We start from the raw sequence: 25,297 nt of genomic DNA on the forward strand, positions 1-25,297 counted from the left end.
AGCATGACCTAAACGGGGTGCTTGAAGCCGTAGGTTACCAGTTGCAGGCAGTTGCGCCCGTCGATGTAGCGGTCATAGGACACGCGATCGGTCAACCGTCGTAGCAAAAACCAGCCATAGCCTCCCGATTGCAGCGTGCCGGGTTGGGGTTCCTTGAGCCGATCGGGATTAAACGGCCGGCCGTAGTCCCAAATGCGGATTTCGATCCAGTCTTCGTGCAGAGCCAGCGCAATCTCGATTGGTGTTTCTGGCGGCAACCCCCGGTGGGCGTGGCGCACTGCGTTAGTGAAACCTTCGGCAAGGGCTAAATTAAGGCGATCGCACTGATGGGCCAGCCAGGGATAGTGCCTTTCGTTTTGCAGGCAAAACTGTCGGAACCAGGTTTGGATTGGATTCAGAGCGGTTAGCTGGCTAGGCACCACCAATCGCTCTTGCTGCTGAATGACATCCACCACGATTAAAGATTCGGCGAAACGGCAAAGGATTGAGGCAGTCTGCGTCGAGCGCTCCGGTTCAAAGCCAGGACTATTTCACTTCACAACTTCACTTCACAATAAAGCGCCCGTACAGCAACCAGAAGAGAAAAACACACTCCCAGTAGATGCACGAGCGCCGAGTCAGCCGGAGCAAGTCGCTCCAATGAAGCTAGGAAAACATCCCTAGAACAAGCCCAGGGTCAGAGACTTGTCGATCGGGAAGGTTGCGCCGATGCCTAGCCACAGCGTCACCAGCGTTCCAAACAGGAAGACCGTCGTCGCGACCGGACGGCGGAAGGGGTTCTGGAACTTGTTCACGCTTTCGATAAAGGGAACCAGCATCAAGCCCAGGGGAATAGCACTTTGCAGCGCCACACCCAGCAGCTTGTTCGGCACAATCCGGAGAATCTGGAATGCGGGGTACAGATACCACTCCGGCAGGATTTCCAGGGGAGTCGCAAAGGGATCGGCGGGTTCACCCACCAGAGCGGGGTCTAGCACAGCCAGCGCCACTACGCAGCCAATGGTTCCCAGGATTACCACCGGGAAGATGTATAGCAGATCATTGGGCCAGGCGGGTTCACCATAGTAGTTGTGACCCATGCCTTTCTTAAGTTTCTCGCGCAATGCGGGATCGCTAAGATCCGGCTTCTTAATGGTTGCCATATGATTCAGGTTTCTCCTAAGCAGCAAGGATCGAACAGAGGGAAAGACGGTTGGGTTCCCAGCAGCTAACTGATTCCAGCAGTGTAAAGGATTGGCTGAAGCATTGAAAGGGCGATCGCCCTCTTCCAACTCAGCGACCCAATCACTGCAATTTATAAGGGGCCAGAAATGCCCTGCTTGCGGATCATCAGGAAGTGCAGCAGCATGAACACCGCAATCGACCAGGGCAGCACGAACGTGTGGAGGCTGTAGAAGCGAGTCAGGGTCGCCTGCCCCACGCTATCGCCACCGCGCATGAGTTCTACAATCTGGTCGCCGACGACGGGAATAGCACTGGGCACGCCAGACACGATCTTGACTGCCCAATAGCCGACCTGATCCCAAGGCAGCGAATAGCCCGTCACACCGAAGGAGACGGTGATGACTGCTAGAATCACGCCCGTCACCCAAGTCAGTTCGCGGGGCTTCTTGAAGCCGCCCGTTAGATAAACCCGGAAGACGTGCAGGATCATCATCAGCACCATCATGCTGGCAGACCAGCGATGGATCGAGCGGATGAGCCAGCCAAAGTTCACCTCGGTCATTAGATACTGAATCGAGGAGAACGCCTCAGTCACTGTGGGTTTGTAATAAAAGGTCATTGCAAACCCGGTGGCGAACTGAATGATGAAACAGACTAGGGTGATGCCACCGAGACAGTAGAAGATATTGACGTGGGGAGGGACGTACTTGCTGCTGATGTCATCAGCAAGTGCCTGGATTTCCAGCCGCTCCTGAAACCACTGGTACGCTTTCGAGTCAGTTACCTGCTTTGTAAACATGAAGCAAGAATTCCAAAAAAGAGATGTATTGCCATTTCTAAAGAATGTAACATAGCTACTCATCAGATTTCACGCTGTAACCAAGATCCGGCACAGGTTTCATTCAACTTTTTGGGCGGCGCTGCAATTTTTACAGAGAAGTCATAAAGACTGCGGGTTCTGCTACGATGGCTGGTTAACTCGAAGGGAGCAGGCTTGGGGCGATCGCCGCCGATCCTTTCAGAACGGGTACGCCTGGGATAGCCGCCAGTCTGAGTAGAACGTTAAGATATGTTTTATGAAGCAACATCGATTAAAACGCCTGGGGTTAGAGCGCCAGGGATTAAAGCGACTACTTGGGTTTGCGTTGGTTTGGCTCTTCACGGGGCTAATGGCGTTGCAGGTGAATACGCCGCCTGCTTATGCTTTCACTGAGGAGCAGAAGCTGCTGAATGAAGTTTGGCGGATTGTCGATCGCGCCTATGTAGACAGCACCTTTAATAATCAGAACTGGTGGCTGGTGCGCCAGAAGGTGCTGAAGCAGGCTCCGACCAACCGTGAAGATACCTACGCCGCGATTCAGCAAATGCTGGCAGGGCTGGACGACCCCTATACGCGCCTGCTGAAGCCGGATCAGTATCGCAGTCTGCAAACCAATACGTCTGGCGAACTGAGCGGCGTAGGGCTGCAAATTGCCCAAGATCCCGACACGGGCGATCTGCGCGTGATTACGCCGATTGAGGGTTCTCCCGCAGACCGGGCTGGGCTACAACCGCGCGATCGCATCTTGAAAATCGATGGCGAGGTCACTGCGAACCTAACCCTAGACGAAGCCGCCGAGCGGATGCGTGGCCCAGCGGGAAGCCGTGTGGTGCTGACGATTGGGCGCGATGAAAGCCCGAAAAGCTGGGAGGTGGAACTGGTGCGCGATCGCATCACCATTAACCCGGTCTACGCCGAACTGCGTCCCCAGCCCGACGGAACCAAGGTGGGCTACATTCGCCTCACCCAGTTCAGTGCCAACGCCGCAGAAGAGGTAGCCCATGCGATCGCCCGTCTAGAAAAGCAGGATGCCAACGCCTACATTTTGGACTTGCGGAACAATCCCGGCGGCTTGCTGCAAGCAGGCATTGATATTGCGCGGCTGTGGCTGCGCGACGGCACGATTGTCTACACGGTCAACCGCGACGGCATTCAGGATAGCTTTGAGGCCCTATCGGAGCCGCTGACGGATGACCCGCTGATCGTGCTAGTGAACCAGGGCACGGCCAGCGCCAGCGAAATTTTGGCGGGCGCACTGCAAGACAACGGACGCGCCCAGTTGATTGGTGAAAAGACCTTTGGCAAAGGGCTGATTCAATCGCTGTTTGGGCTGTCGGACGGGTCGGGTCTGGCGGTGACCATCGCCCGCTACGAAACGCCTAGCCACAGAGATATCAATCGCCTTGGCATCGAACCCGATCGCTCGGTTTCCCTCAACATTACTAGCCGCGAACAGGTCGCCACAGAAGCTGATGAGCAATATCAGGCGGCGATTGAGGCGCTGACGCGGCAGATGGTCGTGGCTGGGGCAGCGGGGTGACGGGGAAAATGGTGTGTTGGGAAGAATGATGATGGTGAGATCAGGGATTCGACCATGCAGGATCTCTTCATCTTTCTCCAACCCTAGCTCCAGACCCCCATTCCTAAATGCCCGGACGCACTTATCACGACCCGCTGCATGGGGCGATCGCCCTCGATCGCGCTGATCCGACTGAGGCATTGTTGATTGACCTAATCGATACGCCTGCGTTTCAACGATTGCGGCGGATTCGCCAGCTTGGCCCCGCCAGCCTGACGTTCCACGGGGCCGAGTCGTCGCGGTTTACCCACTCGCTGGGCGTGATGGCGATCGCCCGTCGTGCCTTTGACCGTCTGGCAACCCGTCATGCAGAACTCCAGCCCCACCGCGCAGCGGTTCTCTGTGCGGCGCTGCTGCATGACATCGGGCATGGCCCCTTCAGCCACACCTGCGAAGAGATTTTTGGTAGCCACCACGAACACTGGACGCGGCGCATCTTGGATGAGTCCGAACCCGTGCGATCGCGGCTGGATAAACACGACCCCGCATTATTGCCCCAACTCTCGCAGATTTATCTGAAAACACACCCGCTTCCTGTGGTGTGGCAACTCGTGACCAGCCAGCTAGACTGCGATCGCCTGGATTACCTGATGCGCGACAGCTACTTCACTGGCGCATCCTACGGACGGCTCGATCTGGATCGGATTGTTATGGCGATGGGCTACGATCCCACGACTCAACAGTTGGTAGTAGCGAAAAAAGGGATGGCGGCGATTGAGCATTACCTGATCGTCCGCTACTTTATGTATGCCCAGATTTATAACCATCCCAAAAACATCGCGGCGACTTGGGTCTTGCAGCAGGCGTTTCGGCGGGCACGGGAACTGCTGGCACTGGGCAAGCTATCCGCCGACGACACGGTGACGGCGTGGCTACAAGGCGACTGCAACGATCTGCCCCTGGCGCAATATCTCCAGGCAGACGACGGCGTGTTTGTGTATCACCTGCAACGCTGGCAGCAGCATGACGACCCGGTGCTGGCGGATCTCTGCCGCCGATTTGTGGATCGAGATTTATTCAAAGCAACCGATATTAGCCCGCTTTCCCCAGAGTCCCACCCAGATGTGCTAAAGCAGATGAGGCGATCGCTCTCCCATCGGGGCCTCGCTGCCGACTATTACTGCGGCATTCGGGTGGCACTGAGCCGGGGTTATACACTCTATCAGCGGGGCATCAAGCTGCAAACCGAAAACGGACTGCGAGAGCTAAGCGAACTATCCCCGCTGGTGAAAACGCTGACCCAGCCACTCCAGCGAAGCTGGCTGATTCATCCACGAGAGATTGATCCGGCGACTGGGTGGCGATGAGGCTGCCAGCCTAAACCGCTCGTTGATTTTGAGCAGGCAATCGCGTGTGGACATTCCCTCGTGCCAGTTTTTTCCCTGCCACCTGGTTTATAAACTCTTGTGAATTTTAAGGGTATGATCGGCGTGATCACTGGCACATAGGTTGCACCGGGAGGCGAGAGCCCTGTTAGGAGTCAAGTTTGGCGTGAAGGTGCGCGGCTATGGGCGAGAAACGCTGGCAGTGGCGCAGCGAATTTTGCGGGAACTGGTGCGTCGGGGGCGATCGCTCCTGTTTTGGACGCTGTTTCCGGTCACGATTTTGCTGCTCAACGGCTACCTGCTGACCGAATCTGGCAATCTCTCTGAAGCAGAAGCCTTTGAGCGCTGTGTGCCTGCGTCGCTGGTGGGCGCGGCCCTGTTCTTTAGCTGTTTGGGTGGCAGTGTGTCCACGGTGGTCGCAGAGCGCGAACAGCAGACCCTCAAGCGGCTGTTTATCTCGCCCCTCAGCGGCACATCTTATTTTCTCGGCATTTTTCTGGCGCACACTTACATTGGGCTGGGGCAAGCGCTGCTGATTTATGCCACTGCCAGCATCATGGGCGCAACGTTTGAGGGGTCGCCGCCGCTGAAGCTGCTGGTGATTTTGCTCAGCATTGCCAGCTACGTTGGCGTGGGCTTTATTCTGGGGACGCAGTTTGCCCGCCGCACGGAAGACGTGAATGCGCTGGTGGCGACCTTTGGCGTGCCGCTACTAATTTTAGGTGGCGCGTTTGTGCCGACGCAGTTTTTCCCGGACGCGCTGCTGAATCTGGCAGCGTTCAACCCAGTGTTTCACATGATTGAGGCGCTGGCCGGCGTGTCCGTGGCGGATGGGGAACGAGCTGAGGTGGGGCTACATCTGCGATTTCTGGCTGGCTTTGCGGCTGCTGTGGTTGCCGGGGGCTGGTTGGCCTATCGCCGCATGGTGCGGGTCGAGAGGAGGCTGTAGCACAGTGCTGCATCTAGAAACGCTGACCAAAACCTACGGCGATCGCCCCGTTTTGCAAAATCTAACGCTGGACGTTCGTCCCGGCGAGGTGTATGGCCTGCTGGGGCCCAACGGTGCGGGCAAAACCACCACTATCAATCTGATTTGCAACCTGCTGCAACCCGACAGCGGCCGCATTACGATCGACGGCATTCCTGTCTCGGATGCCACCAAGCGGCTGATCGGCATCGTGCCTCAGGAAAACCTGCTGTATCGATCGCTCACCTGTGCCGAAAATCTAGACTTTTTTGCGCGAATTTATGCCGTTCCCAGGGAAAAGCGGGATTTCCGGATTGCCACCTGTCTGGCGGCGGTGAACCTGCTCGATCGCGCTAACTCCCCTGTAGAAACCCTCAGCGGCGGGATGCAGCGGCGGCTGAGTCTGGCGATCGCCCTGGTGCATCAGCCCAGACTCGTGATTTTGGATGAACCCACCACCGGACTCGACATCGAAGCCCGCTATGAACTGTGGGAACTGATCCGTCGTCTGCGCGACCAGGGCATTACCACCCTGCTGACCACCCACCTGCTGGAAGAGGCCGAACGCCTCTGCCATCGCATTGGCATTCTCAAAGGCGGCCGCCTGTTGGCCGAGGGAACCCTGGCAGAACTGCGGCGCTACGTACCAGCCCAGGAGGTGGTGCTGGTGCAAACAACGGAGGAAGAGAGGGCGATCGCCCGCGCCCAGCAACTCGGCTTTCCCTGCCGCCGCTACGGCAACGACCTCACCTTCTGGCTGCCCGCCTACCTGGACATGCAGGATATCATCGCCTGCTTTGAGGGCATTTCCCTCGATTCGGTCTGTCGGCAACCCGTGGGGCTATCGCACATTTACATGGAAGTGACCCAGCTTGGCGCAGCGCCTCTGAACTGAAGAAAAAGGAAGAAGGAAGAACGAAAAAGGAAGAACGAAAACCTGCTCTTCTCTCTTCGTTTTTCTCTCTTCTCTCTTCGTTTTTCTCTCTTCTCTCTTCTCTCACCTACTTACCTCACGGCCTGCTTCTGGTTGGCAATCAGCGCATGGGCGATCGCAAAGTCTTCCTGCGTAATGTGGAGCGCACTCGGATCAGGGTTTCCGGCTGCTCGGTGGCGGCGAATGGCTTGCAGGGCGGCTTGGTTGCTCAGCAGCGCTAGGTCTGCGCCGTTCCAGCCATCCGTTTGGGCGGCCCAGTGGGATAGATCGACGTGCAACAGGGGGCGATCGCCATTATGCACCGTCAGAATTTCCAAACGGCTGGCGGCATCGGGCAGGTCAATCTTGAGCTGGAGATCCAGCCGTCCAGACCGCATCAGCGCTGGGTCGAGGGCATCGGGTCGATTCGTCGCTGCCACCAGCAGGACATTGGTGCAGCTCTGCAAGCCGTCGAGTTCGGTCAAGAGCTGACCCACGACGCGATCGCCCACGCCCGAATCGCCCTGGAAACTGCCCCGCACCGGAGCCAGCGTGTCGATCTCGTCGATAAACACCACGCAGGGAGCCGCCTGCCGCGCCTTGGCAAACAGTTCCCGGACGGCTTGCTCGGCCGCGCCGACCCACTTGCTCAGGAGTTCGGGCCCGTTCACTGCAATGAAGTTGGCGCGGGCCTGGGTGGCGATCGCCTTTGCCAGCAGGGTTTTCCCGGTTCCTGGCGGGCCCCACAGCAGGATGCCCCTCGGAGCCGTCGCCCCCGTGCGCCGATACAGATCGGGATAGAGCAGTGCGCCCTCCACCGATTCTTGCAGGGTTTGCTTGACGCTCTCTAGCCCGCCGATGTCGTCCCAGCGCACGTCCGGTGACTCCACCTCCACTGACCGCAGCACCGAGGGACGAATCTCCTGCGCCGCCTGCAAAAAGTCTGCCTGGGTAATATGCAAATCGGCGGGAACCGGGGCACTGAGGCTGGGCACTTGCCGCCGCAGGGCCAGATAGGCAGCCTTCTGGCACAGCGCCTTCAGGTCTGCCCCCACCATGCCCACCGAAAGCTCGGCGATCGCCCCCAAGTCCACGTTTTGCAAGGGCATGGCGCGGGTCTGGATCTGTAAAATCTCCAGCCGTCCATCGCGGTCGGGCACGCGAAACTGCACTTCTCGGTCAAATCGGCCGGGTCGCCGCAGGGCCGGGTCGAGGTGATCGGGTCGATTCGTCGCCGCCAGCACGATCACGCCTTGCGACTTGGCAAAGCCGTCCATCAGGCTCAACAACTGCGCCACCAGCCGCTTTTCCACCTCGCCTTCCACTTTGGCCCGGTCGGGCGCGAGGCTGTCGATTTCGTCGATAAACACAATGCAAGGCGCGGACTTTGCCGCTTTCTCAAATACGCCCCGCAGTCGCGCCTCTGCCTCGCCGTAGTATTTCCCGATCACCTCCGGCCCGACTAGGGCGATATAGCTCACCCCCAGTTCCTCCGCCAGCGCCCGCGCCGTCAGGGTTTTGCCTGTGCCCGGTGGCCCCACCAGCAGCACGCCCCGCGTCGGCTCCAGCCCCAGCTTTTGCAGCAGGTCAGGGCGCTTCAGCGGCAGTTCCACCTGCTCGCGCAGTTCCCGCAGCACCTCGCCTAGCCCGCCCAGGTCTTGCAGCGATGCGGTTGGCGCTTCTCCCGGTGCTTCCACGGGCGGCGTGTCGGGGGCAGCATCGGATGCGGCATTGGGTGCGGCATTGGGGCGGACACGGCTGGTTCCAACTCCCGCTCCCCCGGTCGGACTGCCCGTGCGGGGAATGTTGCCCTGGCGCGGAATATTCCCCAGCGGACGGCTATGGATCTGCACGTCGGTCTTGAGTTCGCCGCTGGCGGCTTTTGCTTCGAGGGCTTTGGCCAGTTCTAGCAGTTGCTCAAATCCCTTAAACAGGTCGCTCATGGTTGCGATCGCCCCAATTTGGCGAATGGGTCACGTTTCTTCATTTAGTCATCCCAGCGGGTGGGGAACCCTAACGAGTGGGGCACAAGCGTAATACGGCGTTACGTTCGATCCCCCCTAACCCCCCTTAAGCAAGGGGGGAACCGAGCCGCCCTCCGGAAGTCCCCCTTAGTAAGGGGGATTTAGGGGGATCGGCTCGGATGCGAGGCACTTGGAGATCCCCCCTAGCCCCCCTTAAGCAAGGGGGGAACCAACCTGCTCCGGAAGTCCCCCTGACTAAGGGGGATTTAGGGGGATCGAGCCTTTCAGACCTAACCCCCAACCCCTAACCCCCAACCCCTAACCCCTAATCCCCAACCCCTAACCCCTGCTATATGTATCCATTTGACTCTGTGCGTCTGCTGATGGTCAGCGGCAAGGGCGGCGTGGGCAAGACAACGCTTTCCTGTGCGATCGCCCGCCATTGGGGCAAGCGATTTCCCGACGAGCGCGTGCTGCTAATTTCCACCGACCCAGCCCATTCCCTGGGCGATGTGCTGCTGACGGAGGTGACAGACGAAGCGCGATCGCTCGCTGATTTGCCAAACGTCCAGACCCGCGCCCTGGATGCGGCAGCCCTGCTGGCAAAGTTTAAAGCCCGCTACGGGTCGGTGCTGGAGCTATTGGTGGAACGCGGCAGCTTTGTCGAAGGCGCAGACCTCAGCCCCGTGTGGGATTTGGGCTTTCCGGGGCTGGACGAACTCATGAGTTTACTGGAAATTCAGCGCATTCTAGAAGACGGCGAGAGCGACCGAATTGTAGTAGACATGGCCCCCAGCGGACACACGCTCAACCTGTTTGGGCTAATGGACTTTTTGGATCAGTTCCTGGCCGCCCTCAGCCTGTTTCAGGAAAAGCATCGAGTCATGCAGCAGACCTTCACCGGAGCGCACACCGCCGACGCAGCCGATGAGTTTTTGGCAGAGATGCAAACGCGCCTATCCCACGGTCGCGCCCTGCTGCAAGATGCCACCCGCACTGCCTGCCTTGCTGTCGCCATCCCGGAACCGATGAGCTACCAGGAAACCCGACGGTTTCTGGAGTCCCTCGACACGCTCCGCATTCCCATTGGCGGCCTTGTTGTCAATCGCGTCTTGTCCGACAGCCAGCCCAGTGAGGGCGATTCGCGTAGCGATTCCTATGGAAATCGCCTCTGCGAACAGGCTGACCTCCTGGAAAAGTTCGCCGCCCTCTGCCCCGATCCTCCGCTGCTCATCCTGCCCCAGCAGCCCACCGAACCCGTCGGCCTCGAAGCCCTCGACAGGCTCCTGCCCCAACTCCTGCCCCACACCCTCGCGCCACTGCCCCCGGTTTCGCTACCCGTCGCGCCATCGACCCTTCACCCGATTCCGCCATCGCTTCCCGATTTTTTAGACCTCCACCGTCGTCTTCTGATCATCGGCGGCAAGGGCGGAGTCGGGAAGACAACCCTCTCAGGGGCGATCGCCCAGGGCATGGCCCAACGCCATCCCCAGCAGCGGGTGCGGGTCATCTCCATCGACCCGGCCCATTCCTTGGGCGATGCCTTTGGAACCGTGCTGGGGCATGATCCGACTGATCTTTTGCCCAACCTCAGCGCCCAGGAAATCGATGCAGACACCCTGCTACATCAGTTTCGGGAAGATTATCTGTGGGAATTGGCGGAGATGATGAGCGGCGACACGGGCGACGACGCGCTGCAAATCGCCTACGGGCCGCAGGCCTGGCGACAGATCGTGTCCCAGGCGCTCCCCGGCATCGACGAGATGCTGGCGCTGATCGCCGTGATTGACCTGCTGGAGGAGGGCAGCCAGGATTTGGTGATTTTGGACACGGCCCCGACCGGGCATCTGCTGCGCTTTTTGGAAATGCCGACAGCGCTGAATGACTGGCTCGGCTGGATTTTCAAGCTCTGGCTGAAATATCAGGACGTGGTGGGGCGGGTGGATTTGATGAGCCGTTTGCGGACGCTGCGGCAGCGCGTGGTGAAGGCGCAAAAGCTGCTGAAAGATCCCAGCTTTACGGAATTTATCGGCGTGGCGCAAAATCAGTCGGCGATCCTGGCAGAAGCGGCCCGCCTGACGGATTCGCTCAGGGCGCTGGGCATTCAGCAGACCTATCTAGTGCATAACCGCTACGTGCCGGGTCAGGAGATTCCTGCGGCGCAGTTTCCGGGGCAAACCATTGTGCGGCTGGCCAGTCTGCCCAGGGGAATTCCGCCGCAGGAGCTAATTCAGCTTGCCGCCACGCTCCTCTTCGAGCCGTTGCCATCAATTAATTTGGGTTAGCTTGGATAATTTAGGGGCTGCGGCTAGCTACCCCCGACCCCCCGCAGCGCCAAGTCTGCACAAAAATGGGCCAGCATTGCCGCCTCTAGCCCAAGCTTCCAGTAAAGCGCCCCAAAGACGAGTCCCAGCAGCCCGTTTAGCAGCAGCGATCGCCCAATCACCACCCCCGTCAGCGGCCAGACTGCGGCGGCGGCAGGCAAATGCCCCAGTCCAAACAGCAGCGACGAGAGGGCGATCGCCATCCCAAATATCCAACTGGGTGGCGACGCGGGACGTGCTGCCAGCCGCCACAGTGTCCAGGCAATCAGGGTCATTAGCCCCAGCCGCAGCCACAGTTCTTCAGTGATTCCGCCGTAAATGCTGGCCAGTAGCCCTTTCCACAGATCCACCTGGGGCAGGGCGGCGGCAGAACCCGCCAGCGGGTCTGGCATCCACGGCTGAAACAGGATGTCCAGTCCCAGAATTGCCAGCCCGCCCAAACAGCCGAGGAGGGCAACGCCGAGCCAGCGATGACGGGGCACAGGGGGCGCGGGACTGCCCGTTAGCCAGGCGCGAGCCAGTGGTGAATCCAATTCTAGCGATCGCCCCAGCCGCAGCCCCAGCCAGCCCAACGGCCACAACACCAGGCCGGTTTGGACAGCCTGCCCCAGGGCGACGACCGACAGCGGCACCGCCAGATCCTTAGGCAGAGGGGCGATCGCCATCAGGTAGGGAAAAGCAGCCAGCACCCCCAACGCGCCCAGGATGGCCCAAAATAGAGCAATTTTTGTGTTTGGCTTGGTCTTCCAGGTTCTTTGCATGTAAACTGCGCCCGACCGTGGGCATGAATTTTAGTAGGACTTACGCAGTTGGACGATTTCTCGCGGGCTGCGCCCGCGAGAAATCGTCCAAAACCCAAAAAGTTTAATCGCAAGTGCGTAAGTCCTATTTAGGTTTTGGGTCAGGTTTTTGGGCCAACGGCTGCAATGGCGGCTTCGAGGGCGATCGCCACATGAGTCCAGTGGGTTCCCCCCTGGCAAAAGACCGTGTACGGCTCCCGCAGCGGCCCATCGGCAGAAAATTCCGACGTGCTGCCGTCGATAAACGTGCCGCCTGCCATCACTAGCTCGCTCTCGTAACCGGGCATTTCCGCAGGCACAGGACTGAGGTACGACCCAATGGGGGAATATTCCTGGATCGCCTTGCAAAAGGCAATGACCTTTTCGGGTGATCCGAGGCGAATCGCCTGGATCACATCGCGGCGGGGCGCATTGGGCAGCGGATTCACTGGATAGCCCAACTGGTGAAACACATGGCTCGTCAGGTGGTTGCCCTTCATCGCCTCGCCCACCATCTGTGGCGCTAGGAATAGCCCCTGAAACAGCAGCCGATTTTGGTCAAAGGTCGCGCCGCCCTCACTGCCGATGCCAGGGGACGTGAGCCGACAGCAGGCTTTTTCTACCAAATCCGCCCGGCCGGCCACGTAGCCGCCTGCGGTGACGATCGTGCCGCCCGGATTTTTGATCAGCGACCCGGCGATCAGGTCTGCCCCGACGGTGGGCGGTTCGCAGTCTGCCACAAACTCGCCGTAGCAGTTGTCCACAAAGCAGACGGTATCAGGATTTTGCTGCTTTACCAGGTGGATAATTTTGGCAATGTCGTCGATGGACAGGCTTTGCCGCCAGGAATAGCCGCAGGAGCGCTGGATCAGCACCAGTTTGGTTTCCGGGCGAATTGCAGTGGCCAAATCTGGCCAGGCGATCGCCCCTTCTGGGGTTAGTTCCAACTGCCGATAAGACACGCCAAAGTCCTTCAGCGACCCCTGCCCCTCGCCCCGCAACCCGATGACCTCCTCCAGCGTGTCGTAGGGTGCGCCCGCCACCGCCAGCAGTTCGTCCCCCGGCCGCAGCACCCCAAACAGCGCAGAAGCGATCGCGTGCGTCCCCGACACAAACTGCACCCGCACCGCCGCCGCCTCTGCCCCCATCACCTGGGCAAACACCCGATCCATCACCTGCCGTCCCAAATCGCCATGCCCATAGCCGCTGACGCTGGCAAAGTGATGAACCCCTACGCCGTGATGCCGAAAGGCCTCCAGCACCCGCCGCAGGTTCGCTTTTACCTGGGCATCGATGCGGGCAAAGGTAGGCTGGAGGGCGTGTTCTGCTTGGACGATTAGACTGGCACTGAGCATGATTAAGAGAGCGTTGTGCGAACAGAGGAAAAATTACACGAATCTCCTATGATGCCATGCAAAATCAGGGTTTTGCATAGAAGCATTGGTCTTCAAGCAAGGTTCAAGCAAGGTTCAAACAGGGTTCGGACAGTATTTCGGACAGTATTTCGGACAGTATTCCAGCAGAGAGCCGTTCTGGAACAGCAAGGAGTCGGGAAAATGCGGGTCGTGTTGCAGCGGGTGTCGTCATCACAGGTTACGGTAGCGGGCGAAGTTGTAGGGCAGATTGGGCGCGGGCTGAATCTGCTGGTCGGCATCGCCAGTACAGACACCGAAGCGGAACTGGATTGGATGACGCGCAAGTGTTTGGAATTGCGGGTATTTTCCAATGGTGACGGCAAATTTGACCAGTCGGTGCTGGATGTTGGTGGAGACCTGCTGGTGATTAGCCAGTTCACCTTGTATGGCGACTGTCGCAAGGGGCGACGACCGTCGTTTGATCAGGCCGCAGCTCCCCCGCTCGCAGAGGTCCTATATCACCAGTTTGTCGAAAAGCTTCGCCAGAGCGGGCTGCGCGTAGAGACGGGGCGGTTTGGCGCGATGATGCAGGTGTCGATTGAGAACGATGGCCCGGTCACATTAATTCTGGAAAAATGATATTGGAGCGGGTGTTGGAGAAACTAGCCACCAGTTTTAATCTGGACGCAATCTGGACGCAATCTGGACACACGCGAACCGCAGCCCGTCCCCTTCACAACTCACCCTCTAGATTCCGCATTTTGCTGCAAAAAACACCCTGTTAGGTGAGGGCTTTCCCGAATACCGAACAGTATTATGAAGCCAACCGTAAAGCGCTGGGCGGTGAGCAAGCCCGTCTGAGACGCTTTTGTCGGGGACTGAGTCATTGCTTCTGAAGTGCAATCAGAGTCGCAATGAAAGCAGCGCCATTAAAGCAGTGCCGTTAAAGTAGTGCCGTTAAAGTAGTGCAATTAGTGCAGTTAAAGCGAAATTTCTAACAAGTGGCATGAGTTGGAGCAAGCGTTTGACAATGGAACCTGGCATCGTCTTACTAATTCAGCATGACCCAGAAACGTCGGTTAAAGCGTCGGATGCATTAGATGGAACGGGGTTCAAATTGTCGGTTTGTGAACCGGGCGAAGGGGCAATCGCCGAGGCTGCTCAAATCCAGCCCGCGCTGATTCTCTTGGATGCCGGGTCTGAGGCGATCGCCCTGGAAACCTGCCGCCAACTTCAGTCCAATCCAAACACGAGCAGCATTCCTGTTCTGCTGCTGCTGCCGCCGACCAGCAATCCCGACCAGCTTTATCCTGGCGTGTCTGATGTCTTGGTGAAGCCGCTGTTCACCCAGATGTTGCAGTCTAGAATTCGCATTCTGATGTCGCTCCAGGCGTTGCAGCAGCAGGTACGCTCTCAAAACCAGCGCCTCCAGCAAGAAGTCCTTAGCCGTCAGTGTGCAGTTCAGACGCTGCGGGATGTGATGCATGCGATCGCCCATGATCTGCGCAATCCTGTCTTGGGGATGCAGATGGTGTTTGGGAACTTGCTCAAGGGGACGACCTGTCCCCAGAGTCCCGATGCGGACTTGGTTTCAGTCTCTCGTTCCGAACTAGAACGCATGGCTCAGGGGGTCGATTGCTATCTCGGCTTGATCAATGCCATGCTCAGTGCCCACGCCGAGCCGGATGCATACCTGGCGATTCAGCCCCAGCCCTTGCGTCTGGATGTGCTGGTGAAAGAGGTGATTCAAGATTTGGAGCCACTGCTCAAAAAGTCGCGGGCTACGGTGTTCTGCAATATTGACCCAGAGTTGCCCCCCGTCAAGGGCGACCCAAAGCGATTGTGGGATGTGCTGGAAAATCTTTTGGTCAATGCCCTTAAGCATAATCCGCCGGGGATTCAGTTGACGGTAGAACTGCGTCAGGAAGACGACTCAGTTTGCTTTAGCGTGCAGGACAACGGCATCGGGATTCCTCAGGAGCAATGCAAGCGGCTGTTTGGTCTGCATCAGCGGGGTCCAAATGCTCGACAGGGCTTGGGGCTGGGTCTATACCTCTGCCAGCGAATTCTCCAGGCCCACGGCAGCGAAATTCTAGTAGACAGCCGTCCCAAGGCGGGTGCAAAGTTTTGGTTCCTGCTGCCTCTGGAAAAAGAAGACGCGAAACTAGCGGCGATCGCCTGATTAGCCCGCGTGACCTATTGTCTGGATTAGGCAATGCTGCCGCGTTTGCGTGCCTCTTTATAGGAGGTTCCAATATTTTTCAGCCCGGCGCGGATCATTTCTCGCTCAAGCAGCGCAAAAAACCGAGCGCGATCGCCCCCACGCACCACAGCTTGGTTGTGGGCTTCGGCCAGCGCTACGGGATAGCCATAGCCCTTCTGCACCTGGGCCAGCGTCAGGCTGAGGGCGCTGTTGAGCAAGGCGGCATCTTCTGCGACCCACTGCGGCAGGTCGATGCGGGCAATCTCTGCGCCCACGTTGACATAGCAAAAGTAAACATGGTGCGGGCCGTATAGCTCCAAAATGCGGGAGGAACTGCGCCACAAGGGGCTGCGCTCTCCGGGTCGCAGCAGCAGATTCCACAGCGCTGTATCGCGCAGCGGCGCAAATACCTGACAGGGCGCGTCCTCGGTCTTTCCCGGACAGTGAGTAAGGCAGTCGGGATGGGGATGGGGGCAGGTGTGTAGCCGTAGGAAATTCAGCGCTTCACTGCTGCGGGCAGCGCTGAGGTAGCCCACCAGCGGAATGCGGGCCGCTCGCAGCCGATCCCACGCTTCCAGGATGGGCGGCAGCAGGCGATCGCGGGCTTCCGTTGGCAGCGGCTCCAAAAACCAGTGAATCAGCGACCCGTCTACCATTGCCAGCGCGGGCATCTCTGGAGCCTCAGCTTTCTCTCCTTCGCCCAGTTCTGCCAGCACCGCCGCCTCCGACACCGTGCGCCGCAGCCCCATCCATTCCTCGGTGCGGATGCCCCACTGGCGAGATACGTACAGGTCTTCAGGTCGGTAAAACACCTCCGGCTGGCTGTCCAGCAAGGGATAGCGGTTTTGCCCGTAGTGCAGCACCACGCGCCCGACGTTAATCAAATAGCAATAGGCGATCTCATGATGGCTGGGGGCAATTTGGGAGCCATCGGTCGCCAAAACGGTATGCAGCCGGGGGGCCGGGGCAATGGGGAGGCGCGTGTTTAGCGGCTCCACGGGACGAGCAGCAGAAAACCCTAGGCGATCGCCCCATTCCTGCTGGCGGGTGACCAATTCTGCCTGCTGCCCTTGCACGTCCTGCAATAGCGCTTCAGCCCGTTCTAGCCGCTGGCGGGCGGCGATTGACTCCGCAGTGAGATGCTGGCTAATGCCTTGCATCTGGCGGGCAAGCTTGGTCAAGTCGAGCATAAAAGGCCGCAGTGAGGTTCCCAATCATCCCCCAGTCTGCTCCAGATCCTACCTCAGGTCAGCAAAGCAATACAAGCGTTCTGATTAGAAATGCCTAGATTAACTGGCGGATTAACTGGCTGTTTTTTGCAGTTCGTCCAGTCTTGCCAGCACCTCGCGGCTGTGAACGGCCGGATTGACACCCAAAAACCGCTCACGCAAAATGCCCTCCGGGTCTATCAAATAGGTGTGCCGAAGCGACATAGTACCCAACCAGGACCCGTAGGCCTTGCTCACCGCACCCGTCGTATCTGCTAACAGGGGAAACTTCAGCCCTTCAGAGTCACAAAATTCTCGGTGAGAATCCACATCGTCTACGCTGATGCCCAAAATCTGCGCGTTGCGAGCCTGATATTGCGGCAGGTCCCGCTGAAATCGCTGTGCCTCTAGCGTGCAGCCGGAGGTAAAGTCCTTGGGGTAGAAATACACCACGACCCACTTACCGCGATAGTCTGCCAGAGAAACTGTGCCGTCGCCAATGTTAGTGGGCAGAGAAAACTCTGGGGCGGGCTGGTCGAGTGGGGGCTGCGGGCCGCCCAGCGCTAGGACAGGGGGGAAAGGCGGCACAACCCAGAGCAACAAGCCTAGCAGCAGGCAGGCAGCAAGCCGGACGAGCGATCGCCCCTGCGGTAAAAGTTTCCAAAGCGCTCCAAAGAAAGCCATGACGCTCACCTGAGTAACGGCAAAGGGGGGAGGGGGGAGTAAACCTGGCAACTGTGAGTTCCGTAGCTCACTTTTCTTAGCATACCGTTACATTTCCCTGGCAGGCAGAAGATCGGACAAGAAACCGCAAAACGCCCGACCCGCGCAATTTTTAGATAAGCTTGCTGCTTTGCTTATCGTGTGGCCGAGGTTGCACAGGCTGTAGCGAAAATTTGCAAATCGGCGAAAATTTGCAAATCGTCTGTTCCCAATCTAAGTCAATCTAGCTAAGTCAATCGAGTCTCAAAATCATAAAGCCCCTCTGAAGTTCACTCCAGAGAGGCCTTAACTCATTTACCAACCGTTAGCGGGATACCCCCAGGGGAATTCGAATCCCCGTCGCCTCCGTGAAAGGGAGGTGTCCTAGGCCTCTAGACGATGGGGGCGTGTCCCAGACCTAAACTAGACTAGCGAATGGAAGTGGCGAATGTCAACACCTTTTTCACAAATCTGGCATTATCTGGCATTGATATGTAATCCGGTTGAGGTGGAAGCTCAGTTGCAGCCCGCGATAGAGCTGGGCAGGCGCAACTGAACAGGAGGCAGATCGGCAATAGGCGGGAATCCAGGCGATGGGAGACTGAAGGGCGATCGCCACAATCTCGAACACCGCAGTGCCCAGAGGACCACAGTTGCTGAAGCGTCAAAACCTCAGAGTTCAGTTTGCACAGGCCCATTCTGTTTGGCTAGCTTGCGTCGCTGGAGTTTCTCAGCCGAATCAACTGGCGGCGCATTTGCGGCGAAGCGTTGACTTCGGGAACCTCTTGAGCCGACACTTCTACCTCGATGGGTTCTAGGTATTCATCCGCACCACAGGCAAAGGCATCCAGCAAGGTGTCAAGCAAGTGTTCTCGGTTGCCCAAGGCTCCTTTTTCCTCGATCAGGCGAAACTTGAGGTGAACCTCGCAGTCATAAACACCCACATCGGGATTAACGGGCTGATATCGAACAGAATTGGGTTCCATGTTTGAAAATCGCACTCCTGCGCCGAACAAAGGACCAGTAGAAACTCAGTAAACGCCAACGAAGACCCGGAGCGTAAACAGACCAAATAACCAAATATAAGTACGTCAAACACTTTGGTAAAGCCGTCAGCCATTGATTAGAGGGAGTTGCTGACTCGATGCGGATTTTAAGTAGCGACTCAATCACTTCAGTCCAACGGACTATACTCCAGGATTCCCAAATTGTGGATTGAACTTGCGAACAAACAACTCAAGGTGAGTCAACAAAGTTGGATTGCTGGATGAGTTAAAGTTGCCAACTGAGTCGAAATCTGAGAGTCCCCTGGCAGTGCCCTGCGGTCTGCTATTTGCCACTAACTATCAAACGCTATCAAAGCCCCGGATTTCTCGAAATCAAGTGCCTAGATGGCTCGTAATTTGAACATAGCATTCTTCTTTGGGAGACTGGAGTTAGTTTCTATGAAGTGTATGTGAGGACTTATTCTTGTCTTTATATGTCCTTCAAACGAACTTTTTTGACTTTCAACACGCAGTTGTTAAAGACACTTTTAAATCTGAGATGACACGGAATCTCCCGATTCAAGAGCGTGCTGTTTTTCTGTAGAGTTGCCCCAGGAATTTACGGAGTGAACAACTCACAAACTACACGGAGATTAGTAGTCAATATCCTTCAACCGTCAGGTAAAAAATACGCTGAGGGCGATCGCCCGTCCGCACTATCAAGGGTTTCGGCGCTTCAAGCAGTTTGAATTGACTGTGAATTATGCATAATGGCTTTTCGTACTCCCGCATCATTAGAGACATATATACTTATACCCATGCTTGTACGGAGTATCGATCCGAACTTCGGATTTCCCGCTGTCAACGCTCTGAGCGGTAATTCATGACTGTACAGATAACGCACCAATCTTGTTCTACGTACTTACGTATAGAAGTTGGTGGCTCTGAATGAACTTGAAGTCGGGAATCTGATTTTATCCTCATTACAACCGCGCAATTCTCTACGCAAAACGTCCTATTCTAATCAGGGTTCTACCGTTGGATTCTTCAGCACGCCGGAATTGCCACATGATCGCCCAGAGAAAGAAGGAATTCGCGAGTTCTCAGCAGAATTGAAAGCGAAATTAGAATGTATGAATTGTGCAACTGCTTGCATTAAGAAATCTACTCGGTACAGGTTTTTGCTGGGTTTGTACGGGCATTTTTTAAGTGCTGGTAATATTTATCACAAATCGAATGGGCTATTGTCTGAACGCAGGAGAGTGGACAGGGCGATCGCCCGACTTATGCCCGACCGGGTTAAACCCCTGCACACGCTGGAGAATCGCTGTAGGATCGAGAGTGGAGCAACGCTGGGTTTGGAACTTTACGTTTGAAGCTTTCTACTGCCCGTTCGCCATTCCATCCCCTGCGCTGCAAATTCTTGTCGTGCAATCTCCGCTTGACGTAATCTGTTCAATCTTGCCGTGGATCTTCAGAGCTTGGTCGATTTTCAAGATGCGTTTGATGTCGTGGTTGTGGGTGCGGGCCATGCTGGCTGCGAGGCGGCGCTGGCGGCGGCCCGGCTCGGCTGTCGGACGCTGCTGCTCACGCTGAACTTAGACAAAATCGGCTGGCAGCCCTGCAACCCAGCCGTGGGCGGCCCGGCCAAGTCGCAGCTGACCCATGAAGTCGATGCCCTTGGCGGCGAAATTGGCAAAATGGCCGATCGAACCTATCTGCAAAAGCGCGTGCTAAATGTATCGCGCGGGCCGGCGGTGTGGGCGCTGCGAGCGCAGACCGATAAGCGGGAATACGCAGCCGTCATGCGCGGCATTGTAGAAAATCAGGAAAACCTGACCCTGCGCGAGGGCATGGTGACGGATTTGATCCTGGGCAAAAACGAGGAAGTCGTCGGCGTGCAGACCTACTTTGGCGTGGCGTTTGCCTGCAAGGCTGTGGTGCTGACGACGGGCACGTTTTTGGGCGGCATCATCTGGGTGGGGAACAAATCCATGCCAGCCGGACGGGCAGGCGAGTTTGCGGCGACAGGGCTGACCGACACACTGAATCGCCTCGGCTTTGAGACTGGGCGGCTGAAAACCGGAACTCCGGCGCGGGTGGATCGGCGCTCAGTGGATTATTCTCGACTGGAGCCGCAGCCCGGTGATGAAGACATACGCTGGTTCAGCTTTGACCCGGAGGTGTGGGTTGAGCGGGAGCAACTGTGCTGCTATCTGACGCGCACCACCGCAGAAACCCATCGACTCATCCGCGAAAATCTGCATCTGTCCCCGGTGTACGGCGGCTGGGTGGATGCGAAGGGGCCGCGCTATTGCCCCAGCATTGAAGACAAAATCGTGCGCTTTGCCGACAAGGAATCGCACCAGATTTTCATTGAACCCGAAGGGCGCGATATTCCTGAACTTTATATCCAGGGTTTTTCTACCGGGCTGCCAGAGGCGCTGCAAATCCAAATGTTGCGATCGCTCCCCGGTTTGGAAAACTGCGCCATGCTGCGTCCCGCCTATGCGGTGGAATACGACTATCTGCCTGCGACCCAGTGCTATCCCACGCTGATGACCAAAAAAGTCGAAGGGCTGTTTTGTGCGGGTCAGGTGAACGGCACGACCGGGTATGAGGAAGCCGCGGCCCAAGGACTGGTGGCAGGCATTAACGCGGCTCGCTTTTGTCGCGGCGAAGCAATGCTGATCTTCCCGCGTGAGCAAAGCTACATCGGCACGCTGATCGATGATTTATGCACCAAAGATTTGCGGGAGCCATATCGAATGCTGACCTCGCGCTCAGAATATCGGCTGGTGCTGCGATCGGACAATGCCGATCAGCGCCTCACCCCTCTGGGCCGAGAAATTGGGCTGATCGACGATCGCCGCTGGGACTTGTTCACCCGCAAGCAGGCGCACATCACTGCCGAAAAAGAGCGGCTGCACGCTACCCGCATCAAGGAACACGACGATCTGGGCCAGCAAATCTATGCTGACACGCAGCAGGCCATCAAAGGCTCCATCACGCTGGCGGATCTATTGCGCCGACCCGGTTTCCACTATGGGAATTTGGAGCGCTACGGCTTGGGCAATCCCGACCTCAGTCGTGCCGAACGGGAGGGCGCAGAGATTGATATTAAGTATTCTGGTTATTTGCAGCGGCAGCAAAACCAGATCGACCAGATTGCTCGGCAGGCAAACCGTCCCCTGCCGCCGGATCTGGATTATCACAGCATCGACACGCTTTCCAAAGAATCTCGCGAAAAACTGTCGCAGGTGCGCCCGCTGACGATTGGGCAGGCGGCGCGGATTGGCGGCGTGAATCCGGCTGATGTGAACGCGCTGCTGCTGTATCTGGAACTGCGATCGCGCCGAGTGGAGGCGGTGGGAGGATGAGGAAAGAACGAAGAACGAAGAGCGAAGAGGGAAGAGGGAAGAGGGAAGAACGAAGAGGGCTTGACCCTGGCTTGCTGCCTTCTCCTCATTGGGGCATTCCAACACCCTGTCACGTAGCGTTCTTGTTAATGTGTTACGGAATCTATGCAGGCTGTGAAGACCATTAAGTTTCTCAAGGAGCCGACTTCGGTCGCTTGGGTCGAGCAGGCGATCGCCCATCTCGACACCATCCTGCTCGACCATTCCCACTGCGAACGCAAGGCAGCGGGCGTAGCGCTGAACCTGATGTTTCGCTATCCCTCTAGTGCCAAGCTGGTGCGGAGCCTGACGGCGATCGCCCAGGAGGAGTTGGAACATTTTGAACTGGTGAACCAGTGGCTTGATCGGCGCGGCGTGGCCCTGGCTCCCCTGTCGGCTCCCCCCTACGGCGCAGGCCTATCCAGCCAAATTCGCCGCCAAGAGCCACACCGAATGCTCGACTCGCTGCTAGTGTCGGCGCTGATCGAGGCTCGCAGCCACGAGCGGCTGGGGCTATTGGCCCAACACTGCCCCGATGCAGACTTGGCGCAGTTTTATCGCGGGCTGATGGCTTCGGAGGCGCGGCACTATGGCGCATATTGGACGCTGGCGGCAACCTATTTTGACCCAGACACCGTGAACCAGCGGCTGGCAGAACTAGCAGAGGTCGAAAGTGCGCTACTGGCGACGCTGCATCCAGAGCCGCGAATCCACAGCTAAGGGAGTGCTGGGAAAATGGGGTGGTGGAATAATGGGGAACGGCTGGAGACGGCGCGGCTGTGGCTGGAACCCGTGTCACGGGATGACCGTTTGGCAGTGTTTCAGGAGTTTACTGCGGCGATCGCCACCTTTATGTATCCCAAGCCGCCCCAGGAGATCCGCGAAACCGACGAGTTTCTCAGCCATGCGCTCAAGCAAAATACCAGTGGTACAGATTTGCACCTCACCATCCGGCGACGAGAAACCGCAGAGTTTCTGGGACTGTGCGGCATGACTCAAATCCAAACCCCCACGCCAGAGTTGGGCATCTGGCTGAAGGAGGCGGCCCACGGCCAGGGCTTTGGGAAAGAGGCGATCGCCCGCCTCAAAGCCTGGGCAGACGAGCATCTGGACTACGAATGCCTGCGCTATCCCGTCGATCGGCGCAACCTCGCCAGCCGCAAGCTAGCCGAACATCTGGGCGGGCGCATCGTGGGCAAGTATACGCAGATGAACCTGAGCGGGCGAATGCTGGACGTGTTGGAATATCGGATCTATCCCTAGTGCAGTGTCATGGTTTAGTTTTAGGGTGATGCCTTGGCTCGTAGTGAGCGCTTCAGCGCTAAAGCGCTTACTACCAACCTAAGTTCTAGCTGTGACATAGCACTAAAGCCGAGCTTGGATTTTAGTAGATAGACGACTTTGGATTGCTCAGCCAACCCTCCTATCGTCTGGGGCTAAGAACAAGATTACTGAAAGCTCCGCAGATGCTCGACTGACTATCCAAAGCGCAAATCCAAAATCGAGAGAAAATCCAAAATCAAGAACTGATACAAGACCCAAGAGAACAAAACGCCAGGGTTGGGGGGCAGATATGCCAAAATTGCAGTGACTCATTCAGAACTAGATCTCTGCCTTCAGCCCCAAAAGCACCCAAATGCGCGTCCTCTTTTTGCACAACAACTTTCCGGCGCAATACTTGCACCTGTCGCAACTCCTAGCCGCTGACCCCAATAACACGGTCGTCTTTGGCACCAAGCACACGGAAAACGTGCAGCTTGCCGGAGTGCATAAGGTCAACTTTGCCCCCTCGCGAGAGCCAACGCCCAATATCCACCATTACGTCCGCAATTACGAAAGCGCTGTTTTGCACGGACAGGCGGTGTATCGGTTGGCAGAGCAACTAAAAGCGTCGGGCTTTGTGCCTGATGTGGTCAGCGCCCATTCAGGCTGGGGCGTGGGCATGTTTATTAAAGATGCGTTTCCCGATGCGGGCTATCTGGCCTATTGCGAATGGTTTGGACAGGCACACGGCAGCGATGCCGACTTTGATCCAGCATTTCCCATAACGCCAGATGATGTGCTGCGGATTCGGGCAGGCAATGCGCCAATGCTGGTGGACCTCTATAGCTGCGATCGCGGCTTGGCTCCAACGCTCTGGCAGCGAGACCAGTTTCCGCCAGAATTTCACTCCAAAATTTCTGTCCTCCACGATGGCGTAGATACAGACTACTTCTTTCCTGACCCAGCGCAAAAAATGCTGCTCGTCAATGAACGAGGCGAGACGGTTCTAGATCTGTCCGAAGAGGAAGAGATCATCACCTACGTATCGCGCGGTATGGATGCCTACCGGGGGTTTCCGCAGTTTATGCAGGCGTTGGGGCTGGTGCTAGAGCGCCGCCCAAAGGCTCATGTGGTGATTGTCGCTGCCGACCGCATTGCCTACGGCCCTGCCGCCCCCGAAGGCAATAGTTTTAAGGACTACATGCTAAAGCAAGTGCCACTGGATTTGTCGCGGGTGCATTTCGTCGGCAACTTACCTTACGGGCTGTATAAACTGGTGCTGCGGGCATCGTCGGTGCATGTTTATCTGACTCGCCCCTTTGTGCTGTCGTGGTCCTTTATGGAAGCAATGGCATCAGGCTGTCTGATCGTCGCGTCCGACACGCCGCCCGTCCGCGAAATGATGCAAGACGGGGTGAATGGTCTACTGGTTGATTTCTTTGCGATAGAACAAATTGGCGATCGCATTTGTGATGCACTCGAACATAGAAAAGACATGCAGCACATCCGAGACGCTGCACGTCAAACGATTGTCGAACGCTATTCTCAAAGCATTCTGTTGCCCAAGCATGTGGAATTATTGCAGGAACTGGCCGCAACCTGAAACAGGCAAAGGGATGAGGGCAAGCACAGTTCTGAAGTACAACAAGAAGTACAACAACAACAAGCACAACAAACCACAACAAACAGTGTCACAAAAAGTGCCATAAAAAGTGCAACAAAAAAAGTGCAACAAAAAAAGCACCCCGGAGGGTGCCTTGGTTTCGCCACAGTTGCTAATCCAAACTTGCCAAACGGAAAAACCTAGCGCTACTTGACCCAAGCGCCGCGATACTTCAAACGCAGATCGATGGGCTGGTTGGGAACATTCCGAAACTGATGCTGGCGGACGGGGACACCCCGATACTTGCCAATGACCTCGCCTTCCCACCCTTCAACGGCGTTGTTGGCGGGTTCATAGGTCGCACCACGATAATGAAGTTGCATAGTGACCTCTCAAGACACTCAAAAAGAATTGCTGGTAATCGAATGACCCGATTTGACTAATTCGGTCACCGGAGGGTCGTAGGTTAAACGTTGTAGCGCACTCTCCAACACACGGCTAGCGCTGTTTCAGAGCGGCAAATTAGTGCTGCAAATCAGGCATTGAATTAATTCTGTATTCATTGTTACCGTTTTTCGAGGTTCTGTCAATGCCGACCCACAGGATAGTCGTAAACCTTAACAATTCAAGCCATTCCTGTCTTGCAAACCCTGCGAATAACCTGACACAGCAGAATGGCACGAATCGTTTTTGCGCCGTAGAGCAACGATCCGTGCCTGTTTAGAGCCTCTTTAAGGCACTAAT

The 25,297-nt window shown here is 57.0% G+C and carries 22 protein-coding genes and 1 tRNA gene; 11 read left to right on the forward strand and 12 right to left on the reverse strand.

What is annotated here, in order from left to right:
• Positions 1-8 precede the first annotated feature (8 nt).
• The 3 genes from O77CONTIG1_RS14815 to petB form a co-directional block, all read right to left on the reverse strand.
• Positions 9-455: an ATP-binding protein gene (locus O77CONTIG1_RS14815; RefSeq protein WP_286132335.1), complete on the reverse strand. Its 447-nt coding sequence runs from the start codon at positions 453-455 to the stop codon at positions 9-11.
• Between the two features lie 204 nt (positions 456-659).
• Complete coding sequence (gene petD, locus O77CONTIG1_RS14820) at positions 660-1,142, reverse strand: cytochrome b6-f complex subunit IV (protein ID WP_068511887.1); 483 nt, start codon at positions 1,140-1,142, stop codon at positions 660-662.
• Positions 1,143-1,294: 152 nt separating this feature from the next.
• Positions 1,295-1,963: a cytochrome b6 gene (gene petB / locus O77CONTIG1_RS14825; protein WP_068511890.1), complete on the reverse strand. Its 669-nt coding sequence runs from the start codon at positions 1,961-1,963 to the stop codon at positions 1,295-1,297.
• Positions 1,964-2,309: 346 nt separating this feature from the next.
• Between petB and ctpA the strand changes: the two genes are divergently transcribed.
• From ctpA to O77CONTIG1_RS14845, 4 genes are all read left to right on the forward strand, one after another.
• A complete protein-coding gene (gene ctpA / locus O77CONTIG1_RS14830) occupies positions 2,310-3,524 on the forward strand; it encodes a carboxyl-terminal processing protease CtpA (RefSeq protein WP_317134110.1) in 1,215 nt (404 codons plus the stop codon).
• Positions 3,525-3,631: 107 nt separating this feature from the next.
• Positions 3,632-4,870, forward strand: a complete 1,239-nt coding sequence (locus O77CONTIG1_RS14835) for an HD domain-containing protein (RefSeq protein ID WP_068511897.1) — start codon at positions 3,632-3,634, stop codon at positions 4,868-4,870.
• Positions 4,871-5,054: 184 nt separating this feature from the next.
• Positions 5,055-5,837, forward strand: coding sequence for an ABC transporter permease (locus O77CONTIG1_RS14840; RefSeq protein WP_317134111.1), 783 nt, complete (start codon positions 5,055-5,057; stop codon positions 5,835-5,837).
• A gap of 4 nt (positions 5,838-5,841) precedes the next feature.
• A complete protein-coding gene (locus tag O77CONTIG1_RS14845) occupies positions 5,842-6,750 on the forward strand; it encodes an ABC transporter ATP-binding protein (protein WP_068511900.1) in 909 nt (302 codons plus the stop codon).
• Between the two features lie 110 nt (positions 6,751-6,860).
• Here the strand turns inward: O77CONTIG1_RS14845 and O77CONTIG1_RS14850 are convergent, their stop codons facing one another.
• The gene (locus O77CONTIG1_RS14850) at positions 6,861-8,711 is read right to left on the reverse strand and encodes an AAA family ATPase (protein WP_068511903.1); all 1,851 of its coding nucleotides are present in this window, start codon (positions 8,709-8,711) and stop codon (positions 6,861-6,863) included.
• A gap of 374 nt (positions 8,712-9,085) precedes the next feature.
• Here O77CONTIG1_RS14850 and O77CONTIG1_RS14855 point away from each other — a divergent pair, with 374 nt between their 5' ends.
• Positions 9,086-11,017, forward strand: coding sequence for an ArsA family ATPase (locus tag O77CONTIG1_RS14855; protein ID WP_068511907.1), 1,932 nt, complete (start codon positions 9,086-9,088; stop codon positions 11,015-11,017).
• A gap of 23 nt (positions 11,018-11,040) precedes the next feature.
• On the opposite strand, the gene O77CONTIG1_RS14860 is transcribed toward O77CONTIG1_RS14855, so the two are convergent.
• Both O77CONTIG1_RS14860 and O77CONTIG1_RS14865 read right to left on the reverse strand, forming a co-directional pair.
• Positions 11,041-11,817 (reverse strand): CPBP family intramembrane glutamic endopeptidase, encoded by a 777-nt coding sequence (locus tag O77CONTIG1_RS14860; RefSeq protein ID WP_068511909.1) that lies wholly within the window; start codon positions 11,815-11,817, stop codon positions 11,041-11,043.
• A gap of 140 nt (positions 11,818-11,957) precedes the next feature.
• Positions 11,958-13,190: an aminotransferase class I/II-fold pyridoxal phosphate-dependent enzyme gene (locus O77CONTIG1_RS14865; RefSeq protein WP_068511912.1), complete on the reverse strand. Its 1,233-nt coding sequence runs from the start codon at positions 13,188-13,190 to the stop codon at positions 11,958-11,960.
• Between the two features lie 201 nt (positions 13,191-13,391).
• Here O77CONTIG1_RS14865 and dtd point away from each other — a divergent pair, with 201 nt between their 5' ends.
• Complete coding sequence (dtd, locus tag O77CONTIG1_RS14870) at positions 13,392-13,829, forward strand: D-aminoacyl-tRNA deacylase (RefSeq protein WP_068511916.1); 438 nt, start codon at positions 13,392-13,394, stop codon at positions 13,827-13,829.
• Positions 13,830-14,220: 391 nt separating this feature from the next.
• Positions 14,221-15,372, forward strand: a complete 1,152-nt coding sequence (locus O77CONTIG1_RS14875; protein WP_068511919.1) for a hybrid sensor histidine kinase/response regulator — start codon at positions 14,221-14,223, stop codon at positions 15,370-15,372.
• A 26-nt stretch (positions 15,373-15,398) separates the two neighbouring features.
• Here the strand turns inward: O77CONTIG1_RS14875 and O77CONTIG1_RS14880 are convergent, their stop codons facing one another.
• The 5 genes from O77CONTIG1_RS14880 to O77CONTIG1_RS14895 form a co-directional block, all read right to left on the reverse strand.
• Entirely contained in the window at positions 15,399-16,583 is a 1,185-nt protein-coding gene (locus tag O77CONTIG1_RS14880; protein ID WP_068511922.1) for a DNA double-strand break repair nuclease NurA, read from the reverse strand.
• A gap of 111 nt (positions 16,584-16,694) precedes the next feature.
• Complete coding sequence (locus O77CONTIG1_RS14885) at positions 16,695-17,285, reverse strand: peroxiredoxin (RefSeq protein WP_068511926.1); 591 nt, start codon at positions 17,283-17,285, stop codon at positions 16,695-16,697.
• 352 nt (positions 17,286-17,637) lie between these two features.
• Positions 17,638-17,710 (reverse strand) — tRNA-Glu (locus O77CONTIG1_RS14890).
• A 56-nt stretch (positions 17,711-17,766) separates the two neighbouring features.
• Positions 17,767-17,934: a hypothetical protein gene (locus tag O77CONTIG1_RS24645; protein ID WP_156435293.1), complete on the reverse strand. Its 168-nt coding sequence runs from the start codon at positions 17,932-17,934 to the stop codon at positions 17,767-17,769.
• A gap of 76 nt (positions 17,935-18,010) precedes the next feature.
• The gene (locus O77CONTIG1_RS14895; protein ID WP_068511929.1) at positions 18,011-18,289 is read right to left on the reverse strand and encodes an Npun_R1517 family heterocyst differentiation transcriptional regulator; all 279 of its coding nucleotides are present in this window, start codon (positions 18,287-18,289) and stop codon (positions 18,011-18,013) included.
• A gap of 1,466 nt (positions 18,290-19,755) precedes the next feature.
• Here O77CONTIG1_RS14895 and mnmG point away from each other — a divergent pair.
• The 4 genes from mnmG to O77CONTIG1_RS14915 all read left to right on the forward strand — a co-directional run bounded on the left by mnmG (position 19,756) and on the right by O77CONTIG1_RS14915 (position 24,553).
• Positions 19,756-21,669, forward strand: coding sequence for a tRNA uridine-5-carboxymethylaminomethyl(34) synthesis enzyme MnmG (mnmG, locus tag O77CONTIG1_RS14900; RefSeq protein WP_068511935.1), 1,914 nt, complete (start codon positions 19,756-19,758; stop codon positions 21,667-21,669).
• Between the two features lie 144 nt (positions 21,670-21,813).
• Positions 21,814-22,407, forward strand: coding sequence for a tRNA-(ms[2]io[6]A)-hydroxylase (locus tag O77CONTIG1_RS14905; protein WP_068511938.1), 594 nt, complete (start codon positions 21,814-21,816; stop codon positions 22,405-22,407).
• Positions 22,408-22,422: 15 nt separating this feature from the next.
• Positions 22,423-22,950 (forward strand): GNAT family N-acetyltransferase, encoded by a 528-nt coding sequence (locus O77CONTIG1_RS14910; protein ID WP_068511941.1) that lies wholly within the window; start codon positions 22,423-22,425, stop codon positions 22,948-22,950.
• Positions 22,951-23,323: 373 nt separating this feature from the next.
• Positions 23,324-24,553, forward strand: a complete 1,230-nt coding sequence (locus tag O77CONTIG1_RS14915; protein ID WP_068511943.1) for a glycosyltransferase — start codon at positions 23,324-23,326, stop codon at positions 24,551-24,553.
• Between the two features lie 206 nt (positions 24,554-24,759).
• Here O77CONTIG1_RS14915 and O77CONTIG1_RS23625 read toward each other — a convergent pair whose 3' ends face one another.
• Complete coding sequence (locus O77CONTIG1_RS23625) at positions 24,760-24,936, reverse strand: DUF4278 domain-containing protein (RefSeq protein WP_084782687.1); 177 nt, start codon at positions 24,934-24,936, stop codon at positions 24,760-24,762.
• Positions 24,937-25,297: the final 361 nt, after the last annotated feature.

The organism is Leptolyngbya sp. O-77 (assembly GCF_001548395.1).
Classification (GTDB): domain Bacteria; phylum Cyanobacteriota; class Cyanobacteriia; order Elainellales; family Elainellaceae; genus Thermoleptolyngbya.

Excerpts from the sequence above, each read along its gene's own strand:
- O77CONTIG1_RS14880 (WP_068511922.1), bottom strand. The coding sequence starts at position 16,583 with ATGCTCGACTTGACCAAGCTTGCCCGCCAGATGCAAGGCATTAGCCAG.
- O77CONTIG1_RS14895 (WP_068511929.1), bottom strand. The coding sequence starts at position 18,289 with ATGGAACCCAATTCTGTTCGATATCAGCCCGTTAATCCCGATGTGGGT.
- O77CONTIG1_RS14910 (WP_068511941.1), top strand. The coding sequence starts at position 22,423 with ATGGGGTGGTGGAATAATGGGGAACGGCTGGAGACGGCGCGGCTGTGG.
- O77CONTIG1_RS14855 (WP_068511907.1), top strand. The coding sequence starts at position 9,086 with ATGTATCCATTTGACTCTGTGCGTCTGCTGATGGTCAGCGGCAAGGGC.
- O77CONTIG1_RS14865 (WP_068511912.1), bottom strand. The coding sequence starts at position 13,190 with ATGCTCAGTGCCAGTCTAATCGTCCAAGCAGAACACGCCCTCCAGCCT.
- O77CONTIG1_RS14875 (WP_068511919.1), top strand. The coding sequence starts at position 14,221 with ATGGAACCTGGCATCGTCTTACTAATTCAGCATGACCCAGAAACGTCG.
- O77CONTIG1_RS14860 (WP_068511909.1), bottom strand. The coding sequence starts at position 11,817 with ATGCAAAGAACCTGGAAGACCAAGCCAAACACAAAAATTGCTCTATTT.
- O77CONTIG1_RS14850 (WP_068511903.1), bottom strand. The coding sequence starts at position 8,711 with ATGAGCGACCTGTTTAAGGGATTTGAGCAACTGCTAGAACTGGCCAAA.
- O77CONTIG1_RS23625 (WP_084782687.1), bottom strand. The coding sequence starts at position 24,936 with ATGCAACTTCATTATCGTGGTGCGACCTATGAACCCGCCAACAACGCC.
- O77CONTIG1_RS14885 (WP_068511926.1), bottom strand. The coding sequence starts at position 17,285 with ATGGCTTTCTTTGGAGCGCTTTGGAAACTTTTACCGCAGGGGCGATCG.
- O77CONTIG1_RS14915 (WP_068511943.1), top strand. The coding sequence starts at position 23,324 with ATGCGCGTCCTCTTTTTGCACAACAACTTTCCGGCGCAATACTTGCAC.
- O77CONTIG1_RS14835 (WP_068511897.1), top strand. The coding sequence starts at position 3,632 with ATGCCCGGACGCACTTATCACGACCCGCTGCATGGGGCGATCGCCCTC.
- O77CONTIG1_RS14905 (WP_068511938.1), top strand. The coding sequence starts at position 21,814 with ATGCAGGCTGTGAAGACCATTAAGTTTCTCAAGGAGCCGACTTCGGTC.
- petB (WP_068511890.1), bottom strand. The coding sequence starts at position 1,963 with ATGTTTACAAAGCAGGTAACTGACTCGAAAGCGTACCAGTGGTTTCAG.
- petD (WP_068511887.1), bottom strand. The coding sequence starts at position 1,142 with ATGGCAACCATTAAGAAGCCGGATCTTAGCGATCCCGCATTGCGCGAG.
- dtd (WP_068511916.1), top strand. The coding sequence starts at position 13,392 with ATGCGGGTCGTGTTGCAGCGGGTGTCGTCATCACAGGTTACGGTAGCG.